The sequence below is a fragment of the Rhizobium rhododendri genome (assembly GCF_007000325.2).
GTDB lineage: Bacteria > Pseudomonadota > Alphaproteobacteria > Rhizobiales > Rhizobiaceae > Rhizobium > Rhizobium rhododendri.
The window spans coordinates 326,622-350,066 of the sequence record NZ_CP117267.1; the positions used below are offsets into that span (position 1 = coordinate 326,622).

25 protein-coding genes are annotated in these 23,445 nt (G+C 60.7%); 13 read left to right on the plus strand and 12 right to left on the minus strand.

The features are described 5' to 3' along the window. Window positions 1–181: 181 nt before the first annotated feature. Both PR018_RS01605 and PR018_RS01610 read left to right on the plus strand, forming a co-directional pair. Complete coding sequence (locus PR018_RS01605; protein WP_142824092.1) at window positions 182–811, plus strand: DNA-3-methyladenine glycosylase I; 630 nt, start codon at window positions 182–184, stop codon at window positions 809–811. 92 nt (window positions 812–903) lie between these two features. Continuing rightward, a complete protein-coding gene (locus PR018_RS01610; RefSeq protein ID WP_142829242.1) occupies window positions 904–1,374 on the plus strand; it encodes a hypothetical protein in 471 nt (156 codons plus the stop codon). A 13-nt stretch (window positions 1,375–1,387) separates the two neighbouring features. Here PR018_RS01610 and PR018_RS01615 read toward each other — a convergent pair whose 3' ends face one another. Further along, complete coding sequence (locus tag PR018_RS01615) at window positions 1,388–2,098, minus strand: HAD family hydrolase (RefSeq protein WP_142829230.1); 711 nt, start codon at window positions 2,096–2,098, stop codon at window positions 1,388–1,390. A gap of 233 nt (window positions 2,099–2,331) precedes the next feature. Between PR018_RS01615 and PR018_RS01620 the strand changes: the two genes are divergently transcribed. Next, complete coding sequence (locus PR018_RS01620; protein WP_142824094.1) at window positions 2,332–3,381, plus strand: aldo/keto reductase; 1,050 nt, start codon at window positions 2,332–2,334, stop codon at window positions 3,379–3,381. Between the two features lie 47 nt (window positions 3,382–3,428). Here the strand turns inward: PR018_RS01620 and PR018_RS01625 are convergent, their stop codons facing one another. Genes PR018_RS01625 through PR018_RS01645 form a run of 5 tightly spaced genes read right to left on the minus strand, consistent with a single transcriptional unit; the run spans window position 3,429 to window position 5,909 of the window. Then, complete coding sequence (locus tag PR018_RS01625) at window positions 3,429–4,058, minus strand: phosphoribosyltransferase family protein (RefSeq protein ID WP_142824095.1); 630 nt, start codon at window positions 4,056–4,058, stop codon at window positions 3,429–3,431. Window positions 4,059–4,106: 48 nt separating this feature from the next. Continuing rightward, window positions 4,107–4,469: a CopM family metallochaperone gene (gene copM / locus PR018_RS01630; RefSeq protein WP_142824096.1), complete on the minus strand. Its 363-nt coding sequence runs from the start codon at window positions 4,467–4,469 to the stop codon at window positions 4,107–4,109. A gap of 48 nt (window positions 4,470–4,517) precedes the next feature. After that, window positions 4,518–4,829, minus strand: coding sequence for a BrnA antitoxin family protein (locus PR018_RS01635; protein WP_142824097.1), 312 nt, complete (start codon window positions 4,827–4,829; stop codon window positions 4,518–4,520). Further along, a complete protein-coding gene (locus PR018_RS28365) occupies window positions 4,792–5,223 on the minus strand; it encodes a BrnT family toxin (protein ID WP_307877636.1) in 432 nt (143 codons plus the stop codon). Before PR018_RS28365 ends, PR018_RS01635 begins: the two co-directional genes overlap by 38 nt. Beyond that, window positions 5,139–5,909, minus strand: a complete 771-nt coding sequence (locus tag PR018_RS01645; protein ID WP_142824098.1) for a hypothetical protein — start codon at window positions 5,907–5,909, stop codon at window positions 5,139–5,141. The genes PR018_RS28365 and PR018_RS01645 overlap by 85 nt, the downstream gene beginning before the upstream one ends. A gap of 229 nt (window positions 5,910–6,138) precedes the next feature. Between PR018_RS01645 and hisS the strand changes: the two genes are divergently transcribed. The 3 genes from hisS to hisG are packed head-to-tail and all read left to right on the plus strand — an operon-like array spanning window position 6,139 to window position 9,615. Beyond that, complete coding sequence (gene hisS, locus PR018_RS01650; protein ID WP_142824099.1) at window positions 6,139–7,764, plus strand: histidine--tRNA ligase; 1,626 nt, start codon at window positions 6,139–6,141, stop codon at window positions 7,762–7,764. Window positions 7,765–7,795: 31 nt separating this feature from the next. Beyond that, entirely contained in the window at window positions 7,796–8,917 is a 1,122-nt protein-coding gene (locus tag PR018_RS01655) for an ATP phosphoribosyltransferase regulatory subunit (protein ID WP_142824100.1), read from the plus strand. Further along, the gene (gene hisG, locus PR018_RS01660; RefSeq protein ID WP_142824101.1) at window positions 8,914–9,615 is read left to right on the plus strand and encodes an ATP phosphoribosyltransferase; all 702 of its coding nucleotides are present in this window, start codon (window positions 8,914–8,916) and stop codon (window positions 9,613–9,615) included. The genes PR018_RS01655 and hisG overlap by 4 nt, the downstream gene beginning before the upstream one ends. Before the next feature lie 74 nt (window positions 9,616–9,689). Here the strand turns inward: hisG and PR018_RS01665 are convergent, their stop codons facing one another. Next, window positions 9,690–10,136, minus strand: coding sequence for a DoxX family protein (locus tag PR018_RS01665; RefSeq protein WP_111217566.1), 447 nt, complete (start codon window positions 10,134–10,136; stop codon window positions 9,690–9,692). 199 nt (window positions 10,137–10,335) lie between these two features. Here PR018_RS01665 and PR018_RS01670 point away from each other — a divergent pair, with 199 nt between their 5' ends. Beyond that, on the plus strand, window positions 10,336–11,043 hold the full coding sequence (locus PR018_RS01670) for a glutathione binding-like protein (protein ID WP_142824102.1): 708 nt from the start codon (window positions 10,336–10,338) through the stop codon (window positions 11,041–11,043). A 56-nt stretch (window positions 11,044–11,099) separates the two neighbouring features. Here PR018_RS01670 and PR018_RS01675 read toward each other — a convergent pair whose 3' ends face one another. The 3 genes from PR018_RS01675 to groES all read right to left on the minus strand — a co-directional run bounded on the left by PR018_RS01675 (window position 11,100) and on the right by groES (window position 14,308). Further along, window positions 11,100–11,543 (minus strand): hypothetical protein, encoded by a 444-nt coding sequence (locus PR018_RS01675; protein ID WP_202617130.1) that lies wholly within the window; start codon window positions 11,541–11,543, stop codon window positions 11,100–11,102. 749 nt (window positions 11,544–12,292) lie between these two features. Beyond that, window positions 12,293–13,945, minus strand: a complete 1,653-nt coding sequence (gene groL, locus PR018_RS01680) for a chaperonin GroEL (protein WP_142824104.1) — start codon at window positions 13,943–13,945, stop codon at window positions 12,293–12,295. A gap of 66 nt (window positions 13,946–14,011) precedes the next feature. Then, window positions 14,012–14,308 carry a co-chaperone GroES gene (gene groES, locus PR018_RS01685; RefSeq protein ID WP_142824105.1) on the minus strand — a complete coding sequence of 99 codons (297 nt, stop codon included), beginning with the start codon at window positions 14,306–14,308 and terminating at the stop codon, window positions 14,012–14,014. A 320-nt stretch (window positions 14,309–14,628) separates the two neighbouring features. Between groES and PR018_RS01690 the strand changes: the two genes are divergently transcribed. The 4 genes from PR018_RS01690 to mctP all read left to right on the plus strand — a co-directional run bounded on the left by PR018_RS01690 (window position 14,629) and on the right by mctP (window position 18,273). Then, window positions 14,629–15,477, plus strand: coding sequence for a TIGR01459 family HAD-type hydrolase (locus PR018_RS01690; protein ID WP_142824461.1), 849 nt, complete (start codon window positions 14,629–14,631; stop codon window positions 15,475–15,477). A 21-nt stretch (window positions 15,478–15,498) separates the two neighbouring features. Continuing rightward, the gene (locus PR018_RS01695) at window positions 15,499–16,479 is read left to right on the plus strand and encodes a bifunctional riboflavin kinase/FAD synthetase (protein ID WP_142824106.1); all 981 of its coding nucleotides are present in this window, start codon (window positions 15,499–15,501) and stop codon (window positions 16,477–16,479) included. Window positions 16,480–16,610: 131 nt separating this feature from the next. After that, the gene (locus PR018_RS01700) at window positions 16,611–16,808 is read left to right on the plus strand and encodes a DUF3311 domain-containing protein (protein WP_111217578.1); all 198 of its coding nucleotides are present in this window, start codon (window positions 16,611–16,613) and stop codon (window positions 16,806–16,808) included. Further along, window positions 16,798–18,273, plus strand: a complete 1,476-nt coding sequence (gene mctP, locus PR018_RS01705) for a monocarboxylate uptake permease MctP (protein ID WP_142824107.1) — start codon at window positions 16,798–16,800, stop codon at window positions 18,271–18,273. Before PR018_RS01700 ends, mctP begins: the two co-directional genes overlap by 11 nt. Window positions 18,274–18,559: 286 nt before the next feature. Here the strand turns inward: mctP and PR018_RS01710 are convergent, their stop codons facing one another. After that, entirely contained in the window at window positions 18,560–18,982 is a 423-nt protein-coding gene (locus tag PR018_RS01710; RefSeq protein WP_224128239.1) for an RES family NAD+ phosphorylase, read from the minus strand. Between the two features lie 17 nt (window positions 18,983–18,999). Continuing rightward, entirely contained in the window at window positions 19,000–19,488 is a 489-nt protein-coding gene (locus tag PR018_RS01715; protein WP_279621402.1) for an antitoxin Xre/MbcA/ParS toxin-binding domain-containing protein, read from the minus strand. A gap of 214 nt (window positions 19,489–19,702) precedes the next feature. On the opposite strand from PR018_RS01715, the gene ileS reads away from it, so the two are divergent. Both ileS and PR018_RS01725 read left to right on the plus strand, forming a co-directional pair. Beyond that, on the plus strand, window positions 19,703–22,669 hold the full coding sequence (gene ileS, locus PR018_RS01720) for an isoleucine--tRNA ligase (protein WP_142824108.1): 2,967 nt from the start codon (window positions 19,703–19,705) through the stop codon (window positions 22,667–22,669). A 134-nt stretch (window positions 22,670–22,803) separates the two neighbouring features. After that, entirely contained in the window at window positions 22,804–23,433 is a 630-nt protein-coding gene (locus tag PR018_RS01725) for a hypothetical protein (RefSeq protein ID WP_142824109.1), read from the plus strand. Window positions 23,434–23,445: the final 12 nt, after the last annotated feature.

The following is a 23,445-nucleotide window of genomic DNA, read 5'->3' on the forward strand; positions in this document are numbered from 1 at the left end:
GACCGAAGATCGGGCGTTCTGGCGCTCGGTTCGGAAAACATCGTGACATTGCCCTGCCCATGAATGGTAAACGGCGGTTCATGAAAACGCCGGCAGACATGTAAACCTTTCGTCAGGGTTAACCATCGGTTTGGAAAGACGGTTTGCAAATGGTAAAGCACCGAACGAATTGGGAAGCCTGATGACTGCAACAGGATTAATCATCGGCGACGACGGCCGGGAACGCTGTTTCTGGCACGCAAACCTGCCCGACTATCTGCGCTATCACGACGAGGAGTGGGGGCGTCCCGTCACCGATGATATAAGGCTGTTCGAGAAGATCTGCCTCGAGGGTTTTCAGTCCGGCCTGTCCTGGCTGACCATCCTGCGCAAGCGCGACAACTTTCGCAGCGCCTTTGCCGGGTTCGATTTTCACAGGGTTGCCGTCTTCGGAGAGGCCGACATCGAGCGTTGCGTCGCCGATGCCGGCATCATCCGCCATCGCGGCAAGATCGTCTCGACGATCAACAACGCTCGTCGTGCCATCGAGCTGAAGGAGGAGTTCGGGTCGCTCGCCCGCTATTTCTGGAGCCACGAGCCGAGGCCCGACGAACGACCCGCAGTTGTCGACCGCGCAAGCCTTTCGGCCAATCCGACGACGCCCACCTCGGTGCGTTTATCCAAGGACCTGAAGAAACGTGGCTGGACTTTTGTCGGCCCAACGACAATCTATGCCTTCATGCAGGCCATGGGTCTGGTCAACGATCATCTCGAGGGCTGCTATTGCCGGGACAGTGTGGAAAAGATGCGCAACGACCTGGTGCGGCCGTGAGAAGGTTCTGCTTGTCGCTCGGCCTTGGGCTCGCCGCAACCGGTCTTGGCCCCGTGGCCCACGCCGAGGATGCCAGGGCGCCGCAATTGCAGATGCCGGAGTTGGACCGAGGCGAGGAGCTTGAAAAGCTCGGCTTTCCCGCCGTCACCGAGAAGCTCACCGGCTGGACCAAATTCGGCAAAGGCAAGGTCTACACCCTGCCGATCAAGGCCGGCCAGCATGTGAAGATCACTTTTGCGTCGAAGAGCCAGTATGCCTTCATGGCCATATTCGACCTGACCTCAAGCGCCGACGAAGCCTTTTTTGGCACCGATGAGGACGGCATGACCGCCGATGTTACCGTCAGTGCCGATACGACCTGGTTCATCAAGCCGTACTATTCCCGCGTCACCCGGCGGCGGGGCCTCGGCGCACCCTATTCCATCCTCATCGAGCCGCTGCCATCGGGCCTGCCGCAGCAATCGGCTCCGGCTGGCGATGCGGACAAGGCGCCCTCCCTGTTTCCGCCAAAACCCGGCACGCCGGCGCCCGCAGCCAACAAAACGTCCCTGTTCCGGCCCTAGAGAATCCGGGGCCTCAGGCGGCAGACAGCTTTGCGATCAACGCTCCGAGCTCGCCCAGATGCTCTATCTTGTGGAAGCGCGGTGCATCCTTCGGTTCATCGACATGTTCGTAGACCCAGGTCAGCGCGTGCGGCACGAAGACACCGTAGCTGCCGGCAGCGATGGCCGGCACGATGTCCGATTTCAATGAGTTGCCGACCATCATCGCCCGCTCCGGCCCATCGCCGACCTTTGCGAAGATCCGGCGATAGGTGGTCGCCGTCTTGTCCGAGACGATCTCGACGGCGTCGAAGAAATCGCCAAGACCGGATTGCGCCAGCTTGCGCTCCTGGTCGAACAGGTCGCCCTTGGTGATCAGCACCAGCAGGTAGTGTCCGGCCAGCGCTTCCAAGGTTTCGCGCGCATGCGGCAGCGTTTCCACCGGGTGCGACAGCAGGTCCCGACCGATGTCGAGGATCTCGGCGACAACCCTCGCCGGAACAGTGCCTTCGGTGATCTCGATGGCCGTCTCGATCATCGACAGGGTGAAACCCTTGATGCCGAACCCGTAATGGGCAAGGTTGCGGCGCTCGGCGGCAAGCAGCCGCTCCGACACCCTGTCTCCCTCGGCGTAGTCGGCGAGCAATTCGGTAAAATGCTTTTCGGTCAGCTGGTAGAAGTGTTCGTTCTGCCAGAGCGTATCGTCGGCATCGAAGCCGATGGTGGTCAGCGGACGCACGGTCATAGCCATCTTCCTCGTCGGTTCTTCGGGCAGACTTTATCCCTTCCGGCAAGCGAGACAAGCATCCTCGAAGACATCACGGCTGCGTGAAACCGGTACATCGTATCGTTGAAGTCGGGGCTCCCCGCGTTATCTTGGGGTAGCGGCAAGGCCTGCAGGCGATCCGCTTGCGAGTGGACAGCAGCGTCGAAACGTCTGCGGAGTGTCCAATTGCGGCCGAACGAAAGGAATTTCAAATGCGCTACAATCAGCTTGGCAACACCGGCATGTTCGTCTCCGAACTCTGCCTGGGTACCATGACCTTTGGCGAGGCCGGCGGCGGCAGCACCTGGGGTGCAATCGCCGACGTCGACCAGGATGCAGCCGACAAGATCGTCGAAAAATCGCTCGCAGCCGGCGTCAACTTCATCGATACCGCCGACGTCTATTCCTTCGGCGTTTCCGAGACGATCCTCGGTCAGGCGCTGCAGAACCTCGAAGTGCCGCGCAAGGACGTGGTTATCGCCACCAAGGTCTTCGGACCCATGGGCGAAAAGCCCAACGATCGTGGCGCCTCGCGCGGCCACATAATGGATTCCGTCGAGGCCAGCCTCGAACGGCTGCAGGTCGATCATATCGATCTTTACCAGATCCACGCGACCGACTCGGTGACCCCGATCGAAGAGACGCTGCGTGCCTTCGACGATCTCGTCTCCGGCGGTCTGGTGCGCTACATCGGCGTATCGAACTGGCAGGCCTGGCGCATCGAAAAAGCGCTCGGCATCTCCGAGCGTCGCGGCTTTGCCCGCTTCGAGACGGTGCAGGCCTATTACTCCATCGCCGGCCGCGACATCGAGCGTGAGATCGTGCCGATGATGGCGGAAGAGAAAATGGGCCTGATGGTCTGGTCGCCGCTCGCCGGCGGGCTGCTATCCGGCAAGTACGGCCCGGGCGCACCCGGTAACGGCGAAGGTCGCCGCGCCAGCTTCGATTTCCCGCCAGTCGATAAGGACCGCGCCTGGGCCTGCGTCGCCGCCATGCGTGAAGTCGCTGCCAAGCACGATGCCAGCGTTGCCGAAGTGGCGCTTGCCTGGATCCTCGCAAAACCTTTCGTCACCAGCGTCATCATCGGTGCCAAGCGGGTCGAACAACTCGACCAGAACCTCAGCGCCGTCGATCTCAGGCTTGATGCCGAAGATATGGCAAGGCTCGACGAGATCAGCGCACTCGATGCCGAGTATCCGGGCTGGATGATGCCGCGCCAGAACGCCGCTCGCCGTCCCCAGCCTTTCGACCCGAAGGCCTGATCGCGTAGACTACGAAGCCGTCCCGCTCTGTCGGGGCGGCTTTTCTCCTAAAGGAATGTTTCCGCAATCGGCTCCCAGCCATTCGGACCCGGACGAAACTGCGGAATATGCGCGAGGCTTTGAACCAGGGCGCTGTCGGCGCCAAGCGTCTTCTGCCAGTCGCGGGCCTCGGTCAGGATCACGCCAACACCGACGACCTCGCCGCCCGCCTTGCGCACCAGTTCCATCGAGCCCTTCAGGCTGGAGCCGGATGCGACGACATCGTCTACCACCACGACGCGCTTGCCGGCCAGCAACGGAACCGCCTGCCGGTCGAGCAGCAGGCGCTGCTCGCCTTTGGAGGTGATCGATGTGATCGTCTGCACGAGCGCATCGCCAAGATGGATTTTCGGCGATTTCTGCAGGATGACGTAGCGATCAAGCCCCAGCGCCCGGCTGACCTCGATTGCAACCGGAATGCCGAGCGTGGCTGCCCCGACGATGACATCCGGCTTCAGCGGCGCCAGTTTGGCGGCCAGTTTTTCCCCGACATGTGCGCCGAACCTGACGCCGAGATCGATCACCATCATCAGCGAAATGCCAAAATCCGGTTTGATCGGGACGATGGGCAGATCGATTGGATAGCCGGCGACATCGACTGTCCAGTACTGGGTTTCGATGGCGGCGGGATCTGTCATGGGTCTGCCTCGGGAGGGGATGAAAGCTTGATTGCGCTGATGCCGGTCTTACTTGTCGTGCGCCTTCAGCCACGCTTCCATCTCCTTGATCTCCTTCTGCTGGGCCTCAATGACGCCTTTCGCCAGTTTGCGAAGTTCCGGATCCTTGCCGTATTGCAGTTCGACCTTCGCCATCTCGATCGCGCCCTGATGATGGGGGATCATGCCGCGCACGAAATCGGCGTCGGCATTGCCGCTGTAGGTCAGGCCCATGTCCTTGTGCATTTTCGCGTTGGCAGCCGCAAAGGCCTGGCTCGACGGGCTCTGGTCACCCATCGGCTTGCTCATATCCATCTTTGACATGTCTTCGGCAAAGGCGGTGCTGGAGGCAAAGGCGAGTACGGAGGCCAGGAAGATGGTTTTCGTGAGCATGGAATTCCTCGTTCGGGATGGGTCGAAATTCGCGTGAAATCAGACTGTTCAGATTTTGGCCGCCTTGCGCAACGCCTCGTTGATACGGCTCTGCCAGCCCTTGCCGGTGGCCTTGAAGGCATCGATGACATCGGGATCGAGCCGCAGCGAGATTTGCCGCTTCGGCGCCTCGACCGCCGGTCGCCCACGGGCCCGGCGAATGCTTTCCGCCAGATCCGGAAAAACGTCGGCAAACGGCCGGGCGTTCTTGAAGTCTTCTTCGGTCCATTCGGGATTTTCCGGATCCTCGGCAATCCCTCTTTGTATTCGTCGTTCTTCAGCGTCAGTGAGGATACGGCGTCCTTGATCGATATTGGTCATAAAGGCTCCTTTCCTTGCGACTGGCCGGCCTGAGCGAAATCAGCGATATTCCTTGATGCCCCAATCTCGCGAATATGACGGCAACCATGTCGTTGGCCAAAAGGCCGATCGCCTTCAGTCGTCCGTTTCGGGCATTGAGGATCATCGCCTCGGTGAAAAACTCCAATTCCAGGTCGCCGAAATCGAGATCATGCTTTTCGACGTTCTTCTCGCGCTTGCGCTCGTCCCACGTAATTTTCATCGCAAGAATACCCCCGAAGTGAATATTTGTCGATAATAAAAGTGCTACAATAAAACTTGGATTCTGCGCTATCGGCGCGACAGGCGGGCGGCGATCACCTGATGGACGATCTGGTAGTCCCGGCTTTCCTCGCCGAGCGGCGCCACCGGCCATGTCCAGCGCTCGATGGCCTCGGGCGGTGCGATGCCGAGCAGCAGGTCTGCCTGCTCGTGGATCTTGCCTGTCCGGTCGATGACGGCGTAGGCGATATCGGTGACAAGGCAGCTGCGACAGGGCAGGACGGCGAGGTCGGCAAGATGTGCGCCGACGAGGCGTGCCGCCGCATCCGCCGGCATAATGCCTTTGCGGTCGTCGGATAGTCGCCGCTGGACGCCGCGGCCGATCTGCGACAGGAGATTGGCTGACACGACGAGGTCGAGGTAGGGAACCTGCCGCAAAAAGCCGAGCGGTTCGAGGCCTTTCCCGGCGGTGAGCTGGTCATAGCCTGAGAGGTCGCGCTCGATCAGACGGACGTTGCCGAGGCGCCGGGCCTTCAACCAGAGTCGCACCGATGCCAGATGCACGAGATCGACCAGCACGACCCTATCGAAAGCCTGGGCCAACTCGACAATGGGTACATCACGCAGCAGTCCTGAACCGAGCACCACGGCGGTGCGCCGCTGGGTGAGGTCGGCCATCGCATCGAGCACGGCCTTCTGGCTGTGCCGCTCGTGCTCTGCCCAGGCCTGTCGGCAGCGTCCGGCCCGCGACCACAGGCTGACGGAAGAGCGGACGAACCGTCGAAACGGCTTGCCGGTGAGGGGTAGGGTGGCGAGTTGCTGGAGCGTTTCGGCAATCATCGGCAGGAAGCGTCGGGCGAGGATGCGGCCAAAACCAGGATGACGGATTTTGCGGGTGGCGGCGTGGCGGTTTGCTGGAGCATCGATGTCGGCCTTCCCGGAAAGATATCGGCGAGGGTGGCATTTTTCCCCGGCAACCGCCAGCCGCCGAATTGCCGTTGCAACCCTTGCCGCAATCGGCCCGATCCGCTAGGAAACCGCCACTGTCACAGGACCGGAATGCAGCGCCATGAACGACAAGCCGAAGAAGCCCCAGAAGCTGAGAGCCCGCCTACCGCGCGGCTTTGGTGATCGCACTGCTTCCGATATCCATGCCACCAACGAGATGGTCGCAAAAATCCGCGAGGTCTACGAGCGATACGGTTTCGACCCGATCGAGACGCCGCAGTTCGAGTATACGGATGCGCTCGGCAAGTTCCTGCCCGACAGCGACCGTCCGAACGAAGGCGTGTTCTCGTTGCAGGATGACGACGAGCAGTGGATGAGCCTGCGCTACGACCTGACCGCGCCGCTCGCCCGCCATGTCGCCGAGAATTTCAACGAGATCCAGCTGCCCTACCGCACCTATCGCCAGGGCTACGTTTTCCGCAACGAAAAGCCCGGCCCCGGCCGCTTCCGCCAGTTCATGCAGTTCGACGCCGACAGCGTCGGCGCACCCGGCGTCCAGTCCGATGCCGAAATGTGCATGATGATGGCCGACACGCTGGAAGCGCTTGGCATCAAGCGCGGTGACTACGTGATCCGGGTGAACAACCGCAAGGTTCTAGATGGGGTCATGGAGGCCATTGGTCTCGGTGGCGAGGAGAATGCCGCGCGGCGGCTGAATGTGCTGCGTGCCATCGACAAGCTTGATAAGTTCGGCAGTGACGGCGTTCGGTTGCTGCTTGGCGCCGGTCGTAAAGATGAGTCCGGCGATTTCACCAAGGGTGCGGGGCTCGATGAGAAACAAATAAACTCTCTCGAACTCTTCTACTCAGGATTTGCAGAACACGCGCCCGCTGCTGAGGCGCTCCAAGATGCAGCGACCGCTGACGATGATCAATTCATTAATGAAAATGGGATCACAATCTACCCCAGCAGTTCTAGCAAGCTAGAGAACTACCTTAAGCTTTTTGGGGCGGACCATCCCGCTCATGAGGGTTTCAAGGAACTCAAGATCATCAGCGATGTGGTGCGCTCAGCCGGCTACGGCACCAAGCGCATCCGCATCGACCCCTCCGTCGTCCGTGGCCTCGAATACTACACTGGCCCGGTCTACGAGGCCGAACTGACCTTCGACGTCACCAATGAAAAGGGCGAAAAGGTCGTTTTCGGCTCGGTTGGCGGTGGCGGTCGTTACGATGGGCTTGTGTCGCGTTTCATGGGCCAGCCGGTGCCGGCCACAGGCTTCTCCATCGGCGTTTCGCGTCTGATGACGGCGCTGAAGAACCTCGGAAAGCTCGGTCAGGACGAGGTGCTGGCACCTGTCCTCGTCACCGTCATGGACAGTGATATCGAGTCTCTGGGAGGCTACCAGAAGCTGACGCAGGCGCTTCGCGGCGCCGGGATCCGTGCCGAAATGTACCAGGGCAGCGCCAAAAAGAAGATCGGCGACCAGCTGAAATATGCGGACCGTCGCGGTTGCTCGCTCGCCATCATCCAGGGCGGTAACGAGCGGGCCGAGGGCGTGGTGCAGATCAAGGACCTGATCGAGGGCAAGCGCCTTTCCGGCGAGATCGAGGACAACGCATCCTGGCGCGAGGCGCGGGTGGCGCAGGAGATCGTGCCGGAAGCCGAGATCGTCGCCAAGGTGCAAGCGATGCTGGCAGCTCAGGCGGAGGACCGCAAGCGGGCGATGCAGGGGCGGCAGGCATGACGCGGGCAAGCGTTCGAGGGGAGATCGCCTTATGCCGCTGATCGACCTCCCGACCTTTGCGCCCGAATTGCTGGCCGAATTTGAGGCCCGTCGCACCAGCCGCATCGACACCCCGGTCATCCAGCCCGCCGAGCCGTTCCTCGACATGGCCGGCGAGGATCTGCGCCGCCGTATCTTCATGACCGAAAGCGAAACGGGCGAAAGCCTCTGCCTGCGCCCGGAGTTCACCATTCCCGTCTGCCTGCGCCACATCGAAACGGCGACGGGCACGCCGAAACGCTACTCCTATCTGGGCGAGGTCTTCCGCCAGCGCCGTGAGGGGAGCCACGAATTCTACCAAGCCGGCATCGAAGATCTCGGCGATATCAATATATCGAGTGCCGACGCGCGTGCCATCGGCGATGCCACCGGCATCCTCACCCGCCTGTTGCCCGGCCGTCGCCTCAAGGTGACGCTCGGCGATCAGGCTGTGTTCGAGGCAGTCGTGCAGGCGCTCGGCCTGCCGCTCGGCTGGCAGAAGCGGCTGATCCATGCCTTCGGCGATACCGCGCAGTTGCAGGCGCTGCTTGCCCGGCTGGTCAGCCCGCAATTCGTCACAGATCTCGACGACGACGTTGCCCGGCTGGTGGCAGAGGATGACGAGGCAGCTCTTGTTGCCCACATCGACGGTACCATGCAGAAAACCGGATATTCGACCAATGCCAGCCGCTCGCCGCAGGACATTGCCCGTCGGCTGAAGGAAAAGCTGATGCTCTCGGAAACGAGGCTCGACGATGCCGCCTATGGCGTGCTTGAGGAGTTCCTGTCGCTGAACGTGCCATTGTTTAACGCGTCTGCTGCACTTGCCGGCTTTGCCGATGCGGCAGGCCTGCGGCTCGGCAATGCGCTGTCGCGGTTCGACGGCCGGGTTGCGGCGCTTGCCAATGCCGGCGTCGATCTCACCACCATCGAATACCGCGCCGCATTCGGACGGCCGCTGGATTACTACACCGGGCTGGTCTTCGAGATCGCAGCCGAGGGATCGCCTGCGGTGCTCGCCGGCGGTGGTCGCTTCGACCGGCTGATGGCGCTGCTCGGCGCCCAGAACCGCATTCCTGCTGTCGGCTTCGCGCTCTGGCTCGATCGCATCGAGAGTGAGAGGGCGCCGGCATGACCGTCACCATTGCCTTGCCCTCCAAGGGTCGCATGAAAGATGACGCGTCCGACATTTTCGCCCGCGCCGGCATGCCCATCGTCGCCGTCGGCAACGACCGTTCCTATCGCGGCCGTGTCGAAGGTTGGGACGGCGTCGAGATCGCCTTTCTCTCGGCATCCGAAATCTCCCGCGAGATCGGCAACGGCAGCGTCGATTTCGGCGTCACTGGCGAGGATCTCATTCGCGAGGGTCTGGCGGAAGCCGACAAGCGCGTCGAGTTTTGCGCCCGGCTCGGCTTCGGGCGGGCCGATGTCGTGGTCGCCGTGCCGGAAATCTGGCTCGATGTCGATACCATGGCGGATCTCGGCGATGTCGCTGCCGATTTCCGCAGCCGCCGTGGCCGCCGCCTGACGATCGCCACGAAGTATGCCCGGCTGACACAGCAGTTCTTCTCCAGCCAGCACGGCATCCAGCTCTACCGCATCGTCGAAAGCCTCGGCGCCACAGAGGGCGCGCCAGCCTCGGGCTCGGCAGACATTATCGTCGACATCACCTCGACGGGTTCGACGCTGGTGGCAAACCACCTGAAGGTTCTGTCTGATGGCATCATCCTGCGCTCGCAGGCCTGTTTTGTCAGGGCCCGGAAGGACAGCCACAACAATGACCCGCTGATTGCCCGTATCGTCGCCGCAGTCAAAGCAGCACTGCCGGAATAAGCAGCATCCCAAAAACAGAAAGGCCCACCGTGCGGACACGGTGGGCCTTTCTGCATCGCGATGATTTAGGGCTATCAGGCTGCGAGGGCGTAGGAGCCGCGGCGAGCGTCGAGCGAGTAGGCGCCGGGACCGACTGTGGCGAGGAAGATGTAGGCGCCGGCAAGCGTAAAGTTCTTCATGACCATGATCTGGTTGAGCGCGTTGATCCAGCCCAGTGCCGCGTCCGGAAAGCCCGGAACGTTGACGGTCGGGAGGTGGAAGACCACTGCGGTGAAGATGCAGAATGCAGCGATTGCCCAACCGACGATGCGCACCTGGAAGCCGACGAGGACGCAGAGGCCGGTGACGAGTTCGAACAGGCCGGCAACGTAGGTCAGCAGCGTCGCGCCCGGCATGCCGGCGCCGGCGATCATTCCGGCGGTGCCCGCCGGGTCGGTCAGCTTGCCGAAGCCGGCGAAGATGAACATGAATGCCAGCAGGACGCGGGCAACGAGAATGATGATGTTGTTAGTATTGGACATCGGACCCTCCGGATGTGCATTGCCGATCGCGGCAATCTCTGGAGTTCTTATTCGCTATTTTACGCCCGTTGAAAAGATGAACGATCAAAGACGCTTCGTTCGCAAATAGTGAACGCGATGAGCGCTTGTTGACTTTGCAAACCGCGCCGTCAGGTTATGATATCGTTTCCCGTCAGACATATCCAAAAAGGCAATTTCCATGGCAGATCTGTCCTCCTTCCCGATCACCCGCCGCTGGCCGGCGAACAATCCCGATATCATCCAGCTCTATTCCCTGCCGACGCCGAATGGCGTGAAGATTTCCATCGCGCTGGAGGAATTGGAGCTGCCTTACGAGGCGCATCTTGTCTCGTTCGGGACCAACGACCAGAAGACGCCTGAATTCCTGTCGCTCAACCCCAACGGACGCATTCCGGCGATGATCGATCCGGATGGACCCGACGGCAGGCCTATTGGTCTGTTCGAGTCCGGTGCGATGCTGGTCTACCTCGCCGAAAAGACCGGCAAGCTCATGCCGACAGATGCTGCCGGCCGCTATGAAGTTCTGCAGTGGGTGTTTTTCCAGATGGGCGGCATCGGCCCGATGTTCGGGCAGTTCGGCCACTTCTTCAAATATGCCGCCGATAAGGTCGCCAACAACATTTACCCGGTAGAGCGTTATCGCGACGAGACGAAGCGCTTGCTGGGGGTTCTGGAAGAACGCCTGAAGGGTCAGCAGTGGCTGATGGGCGATCTCTATACCATCGCCGATATCGCCTGCTTCCCGTGGGTGCGTGGCGTCGACGTCTTCTACGGCGGCAAGGATGTGCTGGGCCTTGCCGACTTCCCGCTGGTCATGGATTGGGTAGCGCGCGCCACGGCACGTCCGGCCAGTCAGAAGGGCCTCGAAATCCCGAAGCGTGACTGATACCTGGATTGGTGGAACTTGCGGAGCCGGCACTGTTGCGCTGGTTCCGCCGCACTTTACTGGCGGCTGCCTGTGCTTTCGGATGCGCCGATCTTGAACCGTGGGAACAGGAACACGCCGACCATGCTGCCGGAGTAACGTTCCTCGGTGCCGATGGACTCGCCGATGCAGAAAACCGGCTGACGTTGTCCACCTTCGGCAAGCACGGTTGTGGAGAAACAGAACGAGGAGGACGAGGTTGCTGCCTGTTCGAAAAGTTCGAGAATGCGCGAATGGTCGCGGCTGTCATAGCAGCGCATCAGGTTCAGCAGGCCGCATTCCGTCACGTGCAGGCCGTGCAGTATCGTGCTGAGGCTGCCGAGCTTGATCACACCGCTGGCGAGATCGCCGATCCAGCGCTCGGACACGCAAAACTGGCTTAGAAGTTCATGGTCTTCCTCGACGCCACGGGATCCCTCGATGAAAGGCGCCGCAAGATTGGCTTTGGCAATCTTAAACAAAACGTTCCCCACTCCCGTGCGGCCACTCCCTGGCCAAGTACACTATCAGATTGTATATTTCCCGTCTCGCCTCAGATAGAAAAGCGGACGATTTTTAGCCGATGCCGCGCGTTATTACTATAATCGCAGACATGGCGTTCAGGTTAGTCACTTGAAAACCGTAACGATCAAGTAGCGAAATTTGTTTCACAAGAGCCGCAAAGCATCTTTAGACTGCAACTTGTTGGGAGCGAAGGTCTTTCGCAGATAACCTGCCGTTTTCCGCGCCCTGGTTCATCAGGGTCCGTTTTATAGAAGAAATATTAAAAACAGCAATGGGCCAAACGACGAAAACACGTCGTATGTGCGTGTCAAAGCATATACTTAATGATCGGTTGCTGTTCAAGGTAAACCGGCTTTCGACTGGTCGTGTGCAAAAGCAGGAATTGAGAAGACATCGTCAAAAGACCGGATGCACGGCAGGAAACCGTCGCTTCGCTCACAATGCATGCGTGGAAAGGGGAGGGGCGTTCTTTTGACATGAGCCTGTCGCTCATTCTCCGGGCATCTGGGGCGCACTGTAGTCCGGGGACCAGAGCCCGTGATTTTGTCGACAGCACCGAGCTAACTTTACGGAGAGGGGATCAGAGGAATTGCCGGGATGCAATCTATGAGAGAATCGCGCGGTATTCTTCTGCGCCGTCCCGAGGCGGCGGACAAAAAAGGGCGACCCGAAGGTCGCCCTCTCGATAGTGCGGTGATCCGAAGGATCACATCATGTCCATGCCGCCCATGCCGCCCATGCCGCCGCCCATTCCGCCACCCATGCCGGCGCCGGAGTCCTTCTTAGGAGCTTCAGCAATCATGGCTTCGGTGGTGATCAGCAGCGAGGCAACCGAGGCTGCGTTCTGTAGAGCCGTACGGACAACCTTGACCGGGTCGACGATACCCATGGCGATCATGTCGCCATATTCGCCGGTCTGGGCGTTGTAGCCGTAGTTGTCGGTGTTGCTTTCGAGGATCTTGCCGACGATGATCGAGCCTTCATCACCAGCATTTTCTGCGATCTGGCGAACCAGCGACTGCAGAGCCTTGCGGATGATGTTGATGCCGGCCGTCTGGTCGTCATTGGCGCCCTTGATGTTGAGGACGACAGATGCGCGCAGAAGTGCGGTACCGCCGCCGGGGACGATGCCTTCCTGTACGGCAGCGCGCGTTGCGTTCAGCGCGTCGTCGATACGGTCCTTCTTTTCCTTGACTTCAACTTCGGTCGCACCGCCAACGCGGATGACGGCAACGCCGCCAGCGAGCTTGGCAAGACGTTCCTGCAGCTTTTCGCGGTCGTAGTCAGACGTGGTTTCTTCGATCTGAGCCTTGATCTGCGCGACGCGGCCTTCGATGTCGGACTTCTGGCCCGAACCGTCGACGATCGTCGTGTTTTCCTTGGTGATCGAGATCTTCTTGGCGCGGCCGAGCATTTCGAGCGTAACCGACTCGAGCTTGATGCCGATGTCTTCGGAGATCACAGTGCCGCCCGTCAGGATGGCGATGTCTTCGAGCATTGCCTTGCGGCGATCGCCGAAGCCAGGAGCCTTGACAGCAGCAATCTTCAGGCCGCCGCGCAGCTTGTTGACGACGAGCGTTGCAAGAGCTTCGCCTTCGACGTCTTCAGAGATGATGAGGAGCGGCTTGCCGGTCTGGACGACAGCTTCGAGAACCGGCAGCATTGCCTGCAGGTTGGAGAGCTTCTTCTCATGAAGGAGAATGTAAGCGTCTTCCAGTTCGGCAACCATCTTTTCTGGATTGGTCACGAAGTAAGGCGAGAGGTAGCCGCGGTCGAACTGCATGCCTTCGACGACTTCGAGTTCAGTTTCGGCGGTCTTGGCTTCTTCAACCGTGATGACGCCTTCATTGCCGACCTTCTGCATCGCTTCAGCGATGTACTGGCCGATTTCCTTTTCGCCGTTGGCAGAGATCGTGCCGACCTGGGCCACTTCGTCCGAAGTGCTGATCTTCTTTGCCTTGGATACGATGTCCTTGACGACTTCGGCAACGGCGAGATCGATGCCGCGCTTCAGGTCCATCGGGTTCATGCCGGCAGCAACAGCCTTGCCGCCTTCGCGGACGATGGCCTGGGCCAGAACGGTTGCAGTCGTCGTGCCGTCGCCGGCGATGTCGTTGGTCTTCGAAGCAACTTCGCGGACCATCTGGGCGCCCATGTTTTCGAACTTGTCTTCGAGTTCGATTTCCTTGGCGACAGAAACACCGTCCTTGGTGATGCGCGGAGCGCCGAAGGACTTGTCGATGATGACGTTGCGGCCCTTAGGACCGAGCGTGACCTTTACTGCGTCAGCGAGGATGTCGACGCCGCGCAGCATTTTTTCGCGCGCAGTACGGCCGAACTTAATTTCTTTAGCTGCCATGTTAAAAACTCCCGGGCTGATGCCCAATTGGTTTTATGGAATTGTTGACGAAGAAAACCGGCTGGATCAGCCGATGATCCCCATGATGTCGGCTTCCTTCATGATGAGAAGGTCTTCGCCGTCGAGCTTGACTTCAGTGCCCGACCACTTGCCGAACAGGATGCGGTCGCCAGCCTTGACGTCCAAAGGAATGATCGTGCCCTTGTCGTCGCGAACGCCGGTGCCGACAGCGACGATTTCGCCTTCCTGCGGCTTTTCCTTGGCGGTGTCTGGAATGATGATGCCGCCCTTTGTCTTGGCTTCAGATTCGACGCGGCGTACGACGACGCGGTCGTGCAGCGGGCGGAAATTGGTGGTTGCCATTGTCTAATCCCTCGATCGAATGACATTCACGGACCACGGGGGATCCGTATGGGTAGTGTTGGCACTCAGCCTCGGCGAGTGCTAACGACCTGCATTTAGGGACGGCTGTCACGGGAGTCAATAACAGCGATAGTGAATTTTTGTACCGGAATTGTGACCCCCGGCCCGAATTGCCCGAACCCTTTGCTGGCCATGCAAGCGCATCCGGCATGCGACTGCGGCAATTCGGCGTTCGGGACGCGCGGTGCTTTTTCAGACTTGTAATCTTGAAGCTGGTTTGCGATGTCAGCCGCAACGTCTCTTACCGGAAGAACAACGGCATGGCCAAGCGTATCGATAGCCTTCGCGATCTCACCAGCGCCTACGACGTCGTCCTCTGCGACGTTTGGGGCGTGCTTCACAACGGCGTCGTTGCCAATGCCGATGCCTCGGCAGCGCTGGAAGCCGCCCGCGGGCGAGGCCAGGCCGTGGTGCTGATCACCAATTCGCCGCGCATCTCGCCGCAGGTCGTCGAGCAGTTGCGGACCATCGGCGTTTCGGACGGTGCCTATGACCGTATCGTCACATCCGGCGACGTCACGCGCACGCTGATCGCCGAGGGTCCGAAGTCGGTGTTTCTGCTCGGCCCGGACCGCGATGTCGCCCTGATCGAGGGCCTTGGTGTGGACCGTGTTTCCGCCGACGAAGCGCAGTCGGTGGTCTGCACCGGCTTCTTCGACGACGAGACCGAGACCCCGGAAGACTATACCGACATGCTGAAGGCCTTCGCGGCACGCAACGTGCCGATGATCTGCGCCAATCCGGATCTGATCGTCGAGCGCGGTCACAGGATGATCCCGTGCGCCGGCGCCATGGCTGCCTATTACAACCAGATGGGCGGCCAGACCCGCGTCGCCGGCAAGCCGCACCGGCCGATCTATGAGGCGAGCCTTGCGGCCGCCCGCGAGGTGCGCGGCGATTTCGATCTGTCGCGTGTCGTCGCCATCGGCGATGGGATGCCGACGGACGTGCGCGGCGCACTCGGCTACGGTCTCGACTTGCTCTATATCAGCCAGGGCATCCACGCCGGCGAATACACCATCGAGGGCAAGGCGGATGAAGCAATTCTGCATGCCTTCCTGGACAGGGAGCAGGCGTCACCGACATGGTGGATGCCGACGCTCGCCTGAAACAGTCTGGATATTGACGCTATGACCGTTTTCCATCGAAACGAGACCCGTGAACAACTGCCGGCGCACCTGCGCGGTGGCGTGATCGCCATCGGCAATTTCGACGGCGTCCACCGTGGTCACCGGTCGGTGCTGGATCGGGCGCTGGAGATTGCCAAGGCACGCGGCGTTCCGGCACTGGTGCTGACATTCGAGCCGCATCCCCGCTCGGTGTTCCGCCCTGACGAGCCCGTCTTCCGCCTGACGCCTGCGCCATTGAAGGCGCGCATCCTCGAAGCGCTCGGCTTTGACGCCGTCATCGAATATCCGTTCGACCGCGAATTTTCGCAACGCTCGGCAGACGAGTTCGTCAGCACGATCCTGATCGACTGGCTCGGCGCCTCCGAAGTCGTCACCGGCTTCGATTTCCATTTCGGCCACGGGCGCGAAGGCGGTCCGGCCTTCCTGATGAATGCCGGCAGTCGCCATGGTTTCGGGGTGACGCTGATCGATGCCTTTCGCGACGAGAATGCCGAAGTGGTGTCCTCGAGCCGCATCCGTGCCTTGCTGGTCGACGGTGAAATGTCCGAGGCCGCCGGTCTGCTCGGCTACCGCTACCTCGTGGAAGCAGACGTCATCGGTGGCGAAAGGCTCGGGCGCACGCTCGGCTATCCCACGGCCAACATGCGGCTGCCGCCGGAAACCGAATTGCGCAACGGCATCTATGCCGTGCGCTTCCGCACCGCCGACCGTGTCATCCACGATGGCGTCGCCAGCTACGGACGCCGCCCGACTGTGACAGAAAACGGCGCGCCTCTGCTCGAAACCTTTTTGTTCGATTTCAGCGGCGATCTCTACGGGCAACACTGCTCGGTGTCGTTTTTTGGCTATCTGCGGCCCGAACTGAAGTTCGACGGACTTGAGCCGCTGATCGCCCAGATGCGTAACGACGAGGCCGAGGCGCGGGCGCTGCTGTCAGGCGTCGCACCTCTCGGGGAACTCGACCGCATCCTCAATTCCTGATGCTGCGCCGCGCAATCGAATTGTGGGGTTTGTAAGGCAAAATTGCTTGCGCAGCCAAGCTTAGCGTTTATGTCTTGGGCATTCTAGAAGCGGAATCGCCGCGCTAAAATGTCCGAAAGGCACTGCTCATCATGGACAAACGTTCCGGAAAGGCAGCCCTCTGGCTGCTCGTCATTCCCTACATCGGGCTCCTCTGGGTGCCGTTCTACAATTTTCGCGATCCGGTGCTGTTCGGGTTTCCGTTCTTCTACTGGTACCAGCTTCTCTGGGTGCCGCTCACGGCTCTGCTGACATACATCGCTTACCGGAGCACGCGCCATGACGACTGATATCAATCCAACGGCGCTCGCCGTATTCCTGTTCTTCTTCGCGCTGGTCACCGTCATGGGCTTTGTCGCCGCCCGTTGGCGCAAGCCGGAGACACTGGCCCATATCGACGAATGGGGCCTCGGCGGCCGTAATTTCGGCACCTGGATAACCTGGTTCCTCGTCGGCGGCGATTTCTATACCGCTTACACGATCATAGCAGTGCCGGCGCTGGTCTATGCCGTCGGCGCCTACGGCTTCTTCGCGCTACCCTATACGATCGTCGTCTATCCCTTCGTCTTCATGGTCATGCCTGTCCTCTGGAAGCGCGCCAAGGACCATGGCTATGTCACCGCCGGCGATGTCGTGCACGGCCAGTACGGCTCGCGCGGCCTGGAGCTGGCCGTGGCGATCACCGGCGTCATCGCCACCATGCCCTATATCGCATTGCAGCTGGTGGGCATGACCGTCGTCTTGAAGGCGCTCGGCCTGCACGGCGAACTGCCGCTCGCCATCGCCTTCATCATCCTTGCGGTCTACACCTACTCGTCCGGCCTTCGCGCGCCGGCGCTGATCGCCTTCGTCAAGGACATCATGATCTATATCGTGGTGATCGTTGCGGTCGCCGCCATTCCGATGAAGCTCGGCGGTTACGCCAGCGTCTTTGCCGCAGCCGACGCCGATTTCCAGGCCAAGGGGTCCGGCAGCCTGTTGCTCGGCAGCAACCAGTATGTCGCCTATGCCAGCCTCGCGCTCGGCTCGGCACTTGCCGCCTTCATGTATCCGCACACACTGACCGGCATCTTCGCCTCCAACAGCGGCAACACCATCCGCAAGAACGCCGTGCTTTTGCCGGCCTATACCCTGCTGCTTGGCCTGCTGGCGCTGCTTGGCTACATGGCGCATGCCGCGCACCTCACGGTGTCCAGCCCGAACGAAGTCGTGCCGGCGCTGTTCCAGTCGTTGTTCCCGAGCTGGTTCACCGGCTTTGCCTTCGCAGCGATTGCCATCGGCGCATTGGTGCCGGCGGCCGTCATGAGCATCGGCGCCGCCAACCTCTTCACCCGCAATTTCTGGAAGGCCTACGTCAATCCAGATGTCAGCCATGCGGGTGAGGCGCAGGTCGCCAAGATCGCCTCGCTGGTGGTCAAGGTCGGCGCGCTGCTGGTCATCCTGTTCCTGCCGACGCAGTTCGCCCTCGACCTGCAGCTGCTCGGCGGCATCTGGATCCTGCAGACTTTGCCGGCCCTGGTGTTCGGCCTCTACACCAACTGGTTCCGGGCACAGGGCCTCCTTGCTGGCTGGTTCGTCGGCTTCTTCGGCGGCACCTATCTGGTGTGGATCAACGGCTGGAAGCCGATGCAGGCCATCGCCTTCGGCGGCGCGCCTGTCACGATCTACATCGGCCTGCTGGCGCTTGCCGCGAACATCGTCGTCGCTTCGGCGGTGAACGCTGTCACCAAGGGCAGGGCCACTGCACAGGCGTGACGGAACGAGCCTGACAAACCCTGAAGAAGCTTGGTTGACGAGAGCGATCCCACTCTCCCTCATCCTCGCCCTTGTGGCGGGGATCCAGCGACACGACGTCTGTCGAGTCAAAGACTCTTTCAGCTCAAGGACTTGAGCTGACTGGATCCCCGCCACAAGGGCGAGGATGAGGGGAGTTTGGTGACCGGCTCGATTTCCCCGGTGGCCTGCTGAGCTGTTGGACAAGGCCCTTGTCAGCGGTCTGGACCGTGGCCGGCAACCCTACTTTTTCCTGCTGCCAGTCCCGCTACGGCTGCAGGAGACGGCTGTCGAAGGGATAGGATTTTATCTCCTCGATCCGGATTTCATGGGCGCGGGGGTGTTGCGGGTTGATGAGAATGTTGGCTGCCGGCGGCATGATCGCTGACGGCACGCGGATCAGGCAAGCCTCGCCGCTCCGCAGGAGCTGGCTGCCTTTCGAGCGGGTGCGATTGATGTCGTCGAAATCGCCCTGATCGATGTCAATGTCTACCATCGGCAGATCGTCCGGACTTAAAATCCGCAACAGCTGGAAGGTCTCCGGAATCTGCTCAAGGCTGACCTGCACGAGGGTCTCGAGCAATGCAGTGGACGGATGATCGCAGCAATAGACGACAGGTGTGCCCAGGTCGTGCCATCGGCCCGGCGCGACCAGCCCACCGCGACCGGAGAGGTCCGCGTAGTTGGATATGCGCTAGAGGGTCGTCATCAGACATAAATGCCGTAGTCTATCTGATAAAGAGACGTCTCGACCAGACGGGCTCCGGTCTCCGATTCCAGCAGGTCGATCGGGGCGATCCCTTTCAGCGCGCGATTGGGATTGCGCAGCCATTGGTGGGCCTTGTCATGGTCGCCAAAAACCTTGTCTGCCAGCTCGCTGATACGCAATAGGCGCTGGGCGCTGTCGTTTTCGGCAAGCGTCAGAGGCTCGCCTTTCTCGACACGCCGCGCAAGCGTTCTGCGCGGTGCCACGAAACGATAGATCTCCTCCGTCGAGAAGCCATGCTCTCTGAGTTGACCGACTGCCTTCGCCTCGAACGAGGGCCAGGCATTGTCGGTCACCATTACAAGTGCCGCTTGTGTTGACCTGCCGCCGGCTATCGGAAAACTGTCTGCCATGGGAATGCTCCGTGCCATTTGCCAGTCATCATACGCGCAAATGGCCAAATCTTCAATCGTCGCTTTCGCCGCTGCCAACCTCTTCCTTTTCCCCCGAAAACCGCCTATGAACCGGCGGTAATGACCCAATTTTGGCTGGCAGTAGCGATACGAATTATAGGCCCGGCTTTCCGCGCGCATTAGCTGCCGGAAGGTCCGGGTTCTTGGCGCTTCCCCCAAGCGCTCCTCCGCCACCGAAAATTTCCCGATTGGATGCGCCCGCTTGGGGCTGCAAGAGACGATTGTCAGCACAATGACCGATACGCCCGAAAAGATCGACTATTCGAAGACCCTCTACCTCCCCGAGACCGAGTTCCCGATGCGCGCAGGCCTGCCGCAGAAGGAGCCGGAAATGGCGGCGAAATGGAAGCAGATGGGGCTCTACAAGAAGCTCCGCGCTTCTGCTGCCGGCCGCGAAAAGTTCGTCCTGCACGACGGCCCTCCCTATGCCAACGGCAACATCCATATCGGCCACGCGCTGAACAAGGTGCTGAAGGACGTCATCACCCGCTCGTTCCAGATGCGCGGCTTCGATGCGAACTACGTGCCCGGCTGGGATTGCCACGGCCTGCCTATCGAGTGGAAGATCGAGGAAAAATACCGCGAGAAGGGCAAGGACAAGAACGAGGTCCCGGTCAACGAATTCCGCCAGGAATGCCGCGACTTCGCGCAAGGCTGGATCGACATCCAGTCGGAAGAATTCCGCCGTCTGGGCATCGAGGGCGATTTCGACAATCCCTACACGACGATGGCCTTCCACTCGGAAGCCCGCATCGCCGGCGAACTGTTGAAGATCGCCAAGTCCGGCCAGCTCTACCGCGGTTCCAAGCCGATCATGTGGTCAGTGGTCGAGCGCACCGCGCTGGCCGAGGCCGAGGTCGAATACCACGAGGTCGAGAGCGACACGATCTGGGTGAAGTTCCCGGTGGTGAAGGTTGATTCAAGTTATACTTGGATCGACAAGAAGACGGGTGCCCAACCTCAAATCGACCTCGAAAAGTCGCCTCTCAAAGGAGCGTCGATTGTTATCTGGACAACGACGCCGTGGACCATTCCCGGAAACCGCGCGATCTCGTTCTCTTCGAAAATCAAATATGCCCTCTACGAAGTGACGGAAGCCGCTAACGATTTTGGGCCACAACCAGGCGAGAAGTTGATCTTTGCAGAAAGCCTAGCGCAAGCATGTGCGGAAAAAGCTAAGGTGAAGCTGTCGCAGATCACAGAACTTGATGGTTACGCAATGGGTAAGGCATTTACCTGCGCCCACCCGCTCGCAGACATGGGCTACACCTTCGATGTCCCCCTCATCGACGGCGACCACGTCACCGACGATGCCGGCACCGGTTTCGTGCACACCGCCCCGTCCCACGGCCGAGAAGACTTCGAGGCCTGGATGTCCAGCGTTCGCCAGCTCGAAGCCCGTGGGATCGATGTGAAAATCCCGTTCCCGGTCGACGATGCCGGCTTCTACACCGAGGATGCGTTCGGTTTCGGCCCCTCTGCCGAAGGTGGCGCTGCACGCGTGCTGGACGACAACGGCAAGAAGGGCGATGCCAACAAGCGTGTCATCGAGGCGCTGATCGCTGCCGGCAATCTCTTTGCCCGTGGCCGCATCAAGCACGATTACCCGCATTCCTGGCGTTCCAAGAAGCCGGTCATCTTCCGCAATACGCCGCAGTGGTTCGTCTACATGGACAAGCAGCTGGACGACGGCAAGACGCTGCGCATCCGCGCGCTGGAGGCCATCGACCAGACCCGCTTTGTGCCGGCAGGTGGCCAGAACCGGCTGCGTGCCATGATCGAGCAGCGTCCGGACTGGGTGCTGTCGCGCCAGCGCGCCTGGGGCGTGCCGATCTGCGTCTTTGCCGATGAAGAAGGCAACGTGCTGCTGGACGATGCCGTCAACGAGCGCATCCTCGCGGCCTTCGAAAAGGAAGGCGCCGACGCGTGGTTTGCCGAAGGTGCCAAGGATCGCTTCCTCGGCAACGAGCATGATGGCGAACGCTGGCAGATGGTCACCGATATCCTCGACGTCTGGTTCGACAGTGGCTGCACCCACACCTTTACACTGGAAGACCGCCCGGACCTGAAATGGCCGGCCGACGTCTATCTCGAAGGCTCCGACCAGCATCGCGGCTGGTTCCATTCGTCGCTGCTGGAAAGCTGCGCGACGCGTGGCCGCGCGCCCTACAACGCTGTCGTCACCCATGGCTTCACCATGGCCGAGGACGGTCGCAAGATGTCGAAGTCGCTCGGCAACACCGTCACCCCGCAGGAAGTCATGGGCCAGTCCGGCGCCGATATCCTGCGCCTCTGGGTGATGAACACGGACTATTGGGAGGATCAGCGTCTCGGCAAGACGATCATCCAGACCAACATCGACAGCTACCGCAAGATCCGCAACACGCTTCGCTGGATGCTGGGAACGCTGGCCCACGATCACGGTGACGAGATCGCCTATGCGGACCTGCCGGAACTCGAGCGGCTGATGCTCAACCGCCTGTCCGAACTGGATAAGGTGGTGCGAGGAGGCTACGACGAATTCGACTTCAAGCGCATCGTCCGCTCGCTGTCGGACTTCGCCAATGTAGAACTGTCGGCCTTCTATTTCGACATCCGCAAGGACGCGCTCTATTGCGATGCGCCGTCGAGCCCGAAACGCCGTGCGGCCCTCTATGTCATCCGCAAGCTGTTCGATTGCCTCGTCCTGTGGTTCGCGCCGATGATGCCGTTCACCACCGAGGAGGCATGGCTGTCGCGCGATCCCAATGCTGTCTCCGTGCATCTCGAGCAGTTTCCGACGATTCCCGGCGAATGGTCGAACGAGCCAGTTGCGGAAAAGTGGAAGAAGGTCCGCACTGTTCGTCGTGCCGTCACCGGCGCACTGGAGATCGAGCGTAAGGACAAGCGCATCGGCTCCTCGCTGGAAGCTGCCCCCGTCGTCCACGTCGGCGATCCCGAGCTTCTGGCGGCGCTGGAAGGTCTCGACTTCGCCGAGATCTGCATCACCTCGGATATTTCCGTCGTGGCAGGCGAGGGACCGGCAGAAGCCTTCCGGCTTGAGGACGGAACTAAGGTCGCCGTCGAGCAAAAACTTGCCGAAGGCGTCAAATGCGCCCGCTCGTGGAAAATCACCAAAGACGTCGGATCGGACCCGGCCTATCCCGATATTTCCGCCCGCGACGCAGCCGCAATGCACGAATTGGCGGCTTTGGCCTGAAGAAAATTACCGGATGAATTGCGTTAACCGCGTTCATCCGGTAAAAGCTGCCTGAAATTGGCCGAAGTTTTGCGCGAAGGGGCGTAGAACCGTGGTGGGCAATGAGTGCGCCGGCACGGTTGGGAAGGGTTTTCATGAAAGCGTTGCATAGGGTTCGTGTTGGCGTCTGCTTGGCTGCTTTGTTGGCAGGCTGCGGCGCGATGTCCGGCTGCATGAGCAGCCCGACCTACGGCACCGACAAGACATCGGGCGAACAGCTGTTCGATGACATCGCCGATATCGGCTCGATCTCGGCTGCGACGCCCAAGGAAAATGCCGTCAAGTATCCGCCTCGTCCGGGCCTCGTAGTGCCGCCGGCCAATGGCAGGTCGACCCTGACGCAGCCGCAGCAGTCGCTGGCCTCCTCTGACAATCCGAACTGGGTCGAATCGCCTGAAGACGCCCGCAAGCGTCTCGTTGCCGATGCAGACGCCAACAAAAATTCTGCCACATACCGTTCGCCGTTGGTCTATTCCGACAGCCACGCCAACCAGATGACGCAGGCGCAGCAGACCGCGGCCTATCGCGAGGCGCGCAAGCAGCAGGACGGTACCTACATCGATCAGCGCCGTTACCTGATCGACCCACCGGCGCAGTACCGCCAGGTTGCCGATCCGGCCGCCCTCAACGATCTCGGCACGCCGGAATCGAAGAAGGAAAAGAAGCGCCTGAAGGATGCCGAGGCAGCCCAGCAGACCAGCAGCTGGTGGAAGCCCTTCCAGTAAGCAACACCTGAG

Bases quoted from the DNA above. Each gene is read 5' to 3' on its own strand.
- PR018_RS01605 (WP_142824092.1), top strand. From the start codon at position 182: ATGACTGCAACAGGATTAATCATCGGCGACGACGGCCGGGAACGCTGT.
- PR018_RS01610 (WP_142829242.1), top strand. From the start codon at position 904: ATGCCGGAGTTGGACCGAGGCGAGGAGCTTGAAAAGCTCGGCTTTCCC.
- PR018_RS01615 (WP_142829230.1), bottom strand. From the start codon at position 2,098: ATGACCGTGCGTCCGCTGACCACCATCGGCTTCGATGCCGACGATACG.
- PR018_RS01620 (WP_142824094.1), top strand. From the start codon at position 2,332: ATGCGCTACAATCAGCTTGGCAACACCGGCATGTTCGTCTCCGAACTC.
- PR018_RS01625 (WP_142824095.1), bottom strand. From the start codon at position 4,058: ATGACAGATCCCGCCGCCATCGAAACCCAGTACTGGACAGTCGATGTC.
- copM (WP_142824096.1), bottom strand. From the start codon at position 4,469: ATGCTCACGAAAACCATCTTCCTGGCCTCCGTACTCGCCTTTGCCTCC.
- PR018_RS01635 (WP_142824097.1), bottom strand. From the start codon at position 4,829: ATGACCAATATCGATCAAGGACGCCGTATCCTCACTGACGCTGAAGAA.
- PR018_RS28365 (WP_307877636.1), bottom strand. From the start codon at position 5,223: ATGGCCGGTGGCGCCGCTCGGCGAGGAAAGCCGGGACTACCAGATCGT.
- PR018_RS01645 (WP_142824098.1), bottom strand. From the start codon at position 5,909: ATGATTGCCGAAACGCTCCAGCAACTCGCCACCCTACCCCTCACCGGC.
- hisS (WP_142824099.1), top strand. From the start codon at position 6,139: ATGAACGACAAGCCGAAGAAGCCCCAGAAGCTGAGAGCCCGCCTACCG.
- PR018_RS01655 (WP_142824100.1), top strand. From the start codon at position 7,796: ATGCCGCTGATCGACCTCCCGACCTTTGCGCCCGAATTGCTGGCCGAA.
- hisG (WP_142824101.1), top strand. From the start codon at position 8,914: ATGACCGTCACCATTGCCTTGCCCTCCAAGGGTCGCATGAAAGATGAC.
- PR018_RS01665 (WP_111217566.1), bottom strand. From the start codon at position 10,136: ATGTCCAATACTAACAACATCATCATTCTCGTTGCCCGCGTCCTGCTG.
- PR018_RS01670 (WP_142824102.1), top strand. From the start codon at position 10,336: ATGGCAGATCTGTCCTCCTTCCCGATCACCCGCCGCTGGCCGGCGAAC.
- groL (WP_142824104.1), bottom strand. From the start codon at position 13,945: ATGGCAGCTAAAGAAATTAAGTTCGGCCGTACTGCGCGCGAAAAAATG.
- groES (WP_142824105.1), bottom strand. From the start codon at position 14,308: ATGGCAACCACCAATTTCCGCCCGCTGCACGACCGCGTCGTCGTACGC.
- PR018_RS01690 (WP_142824461.1), top strand. From the start codon at position 14,629: ATGGCCAAGCGTATCGATAGCCTTCGCGATCTCACCAGCGCCTACGAC.
- PR018_RS01695 (WP_142824106.1), top strand. From the start codon at position 15,499: ATGACCGTTTTCCATCGAAACGAGACCCGTGAACAACTGCCGGCGCAC.
- PR018_RS01700 (WP_111217578.1), top strand. From the start codon at position 16,611: ATGGACAAACGTTCCGGAAAGGCAGCCCTCTGGCTGCTCGTCATTCCC.
- mctP (WP_142824107.1), top strand. From the start codon at position 16,798: ATGACGACTGATATCAATCCAACGGCGCTCGCCGTATTCCTGTTCTTC.
- ileS (WP_142824108.1), top strand. From the start codon at position 19,703: ATGACCGATACGCCCGAAAAGATCGACTATTCGAAGACCCTCTACCTC.
- PR018_RS01725 (WP_142824109.1), top strand. From the start codon at position 22,804: ATGAAAGCGTTGCATAGGGTTCGTGTTGGCGTCTGCTTGGCTGCTTTG.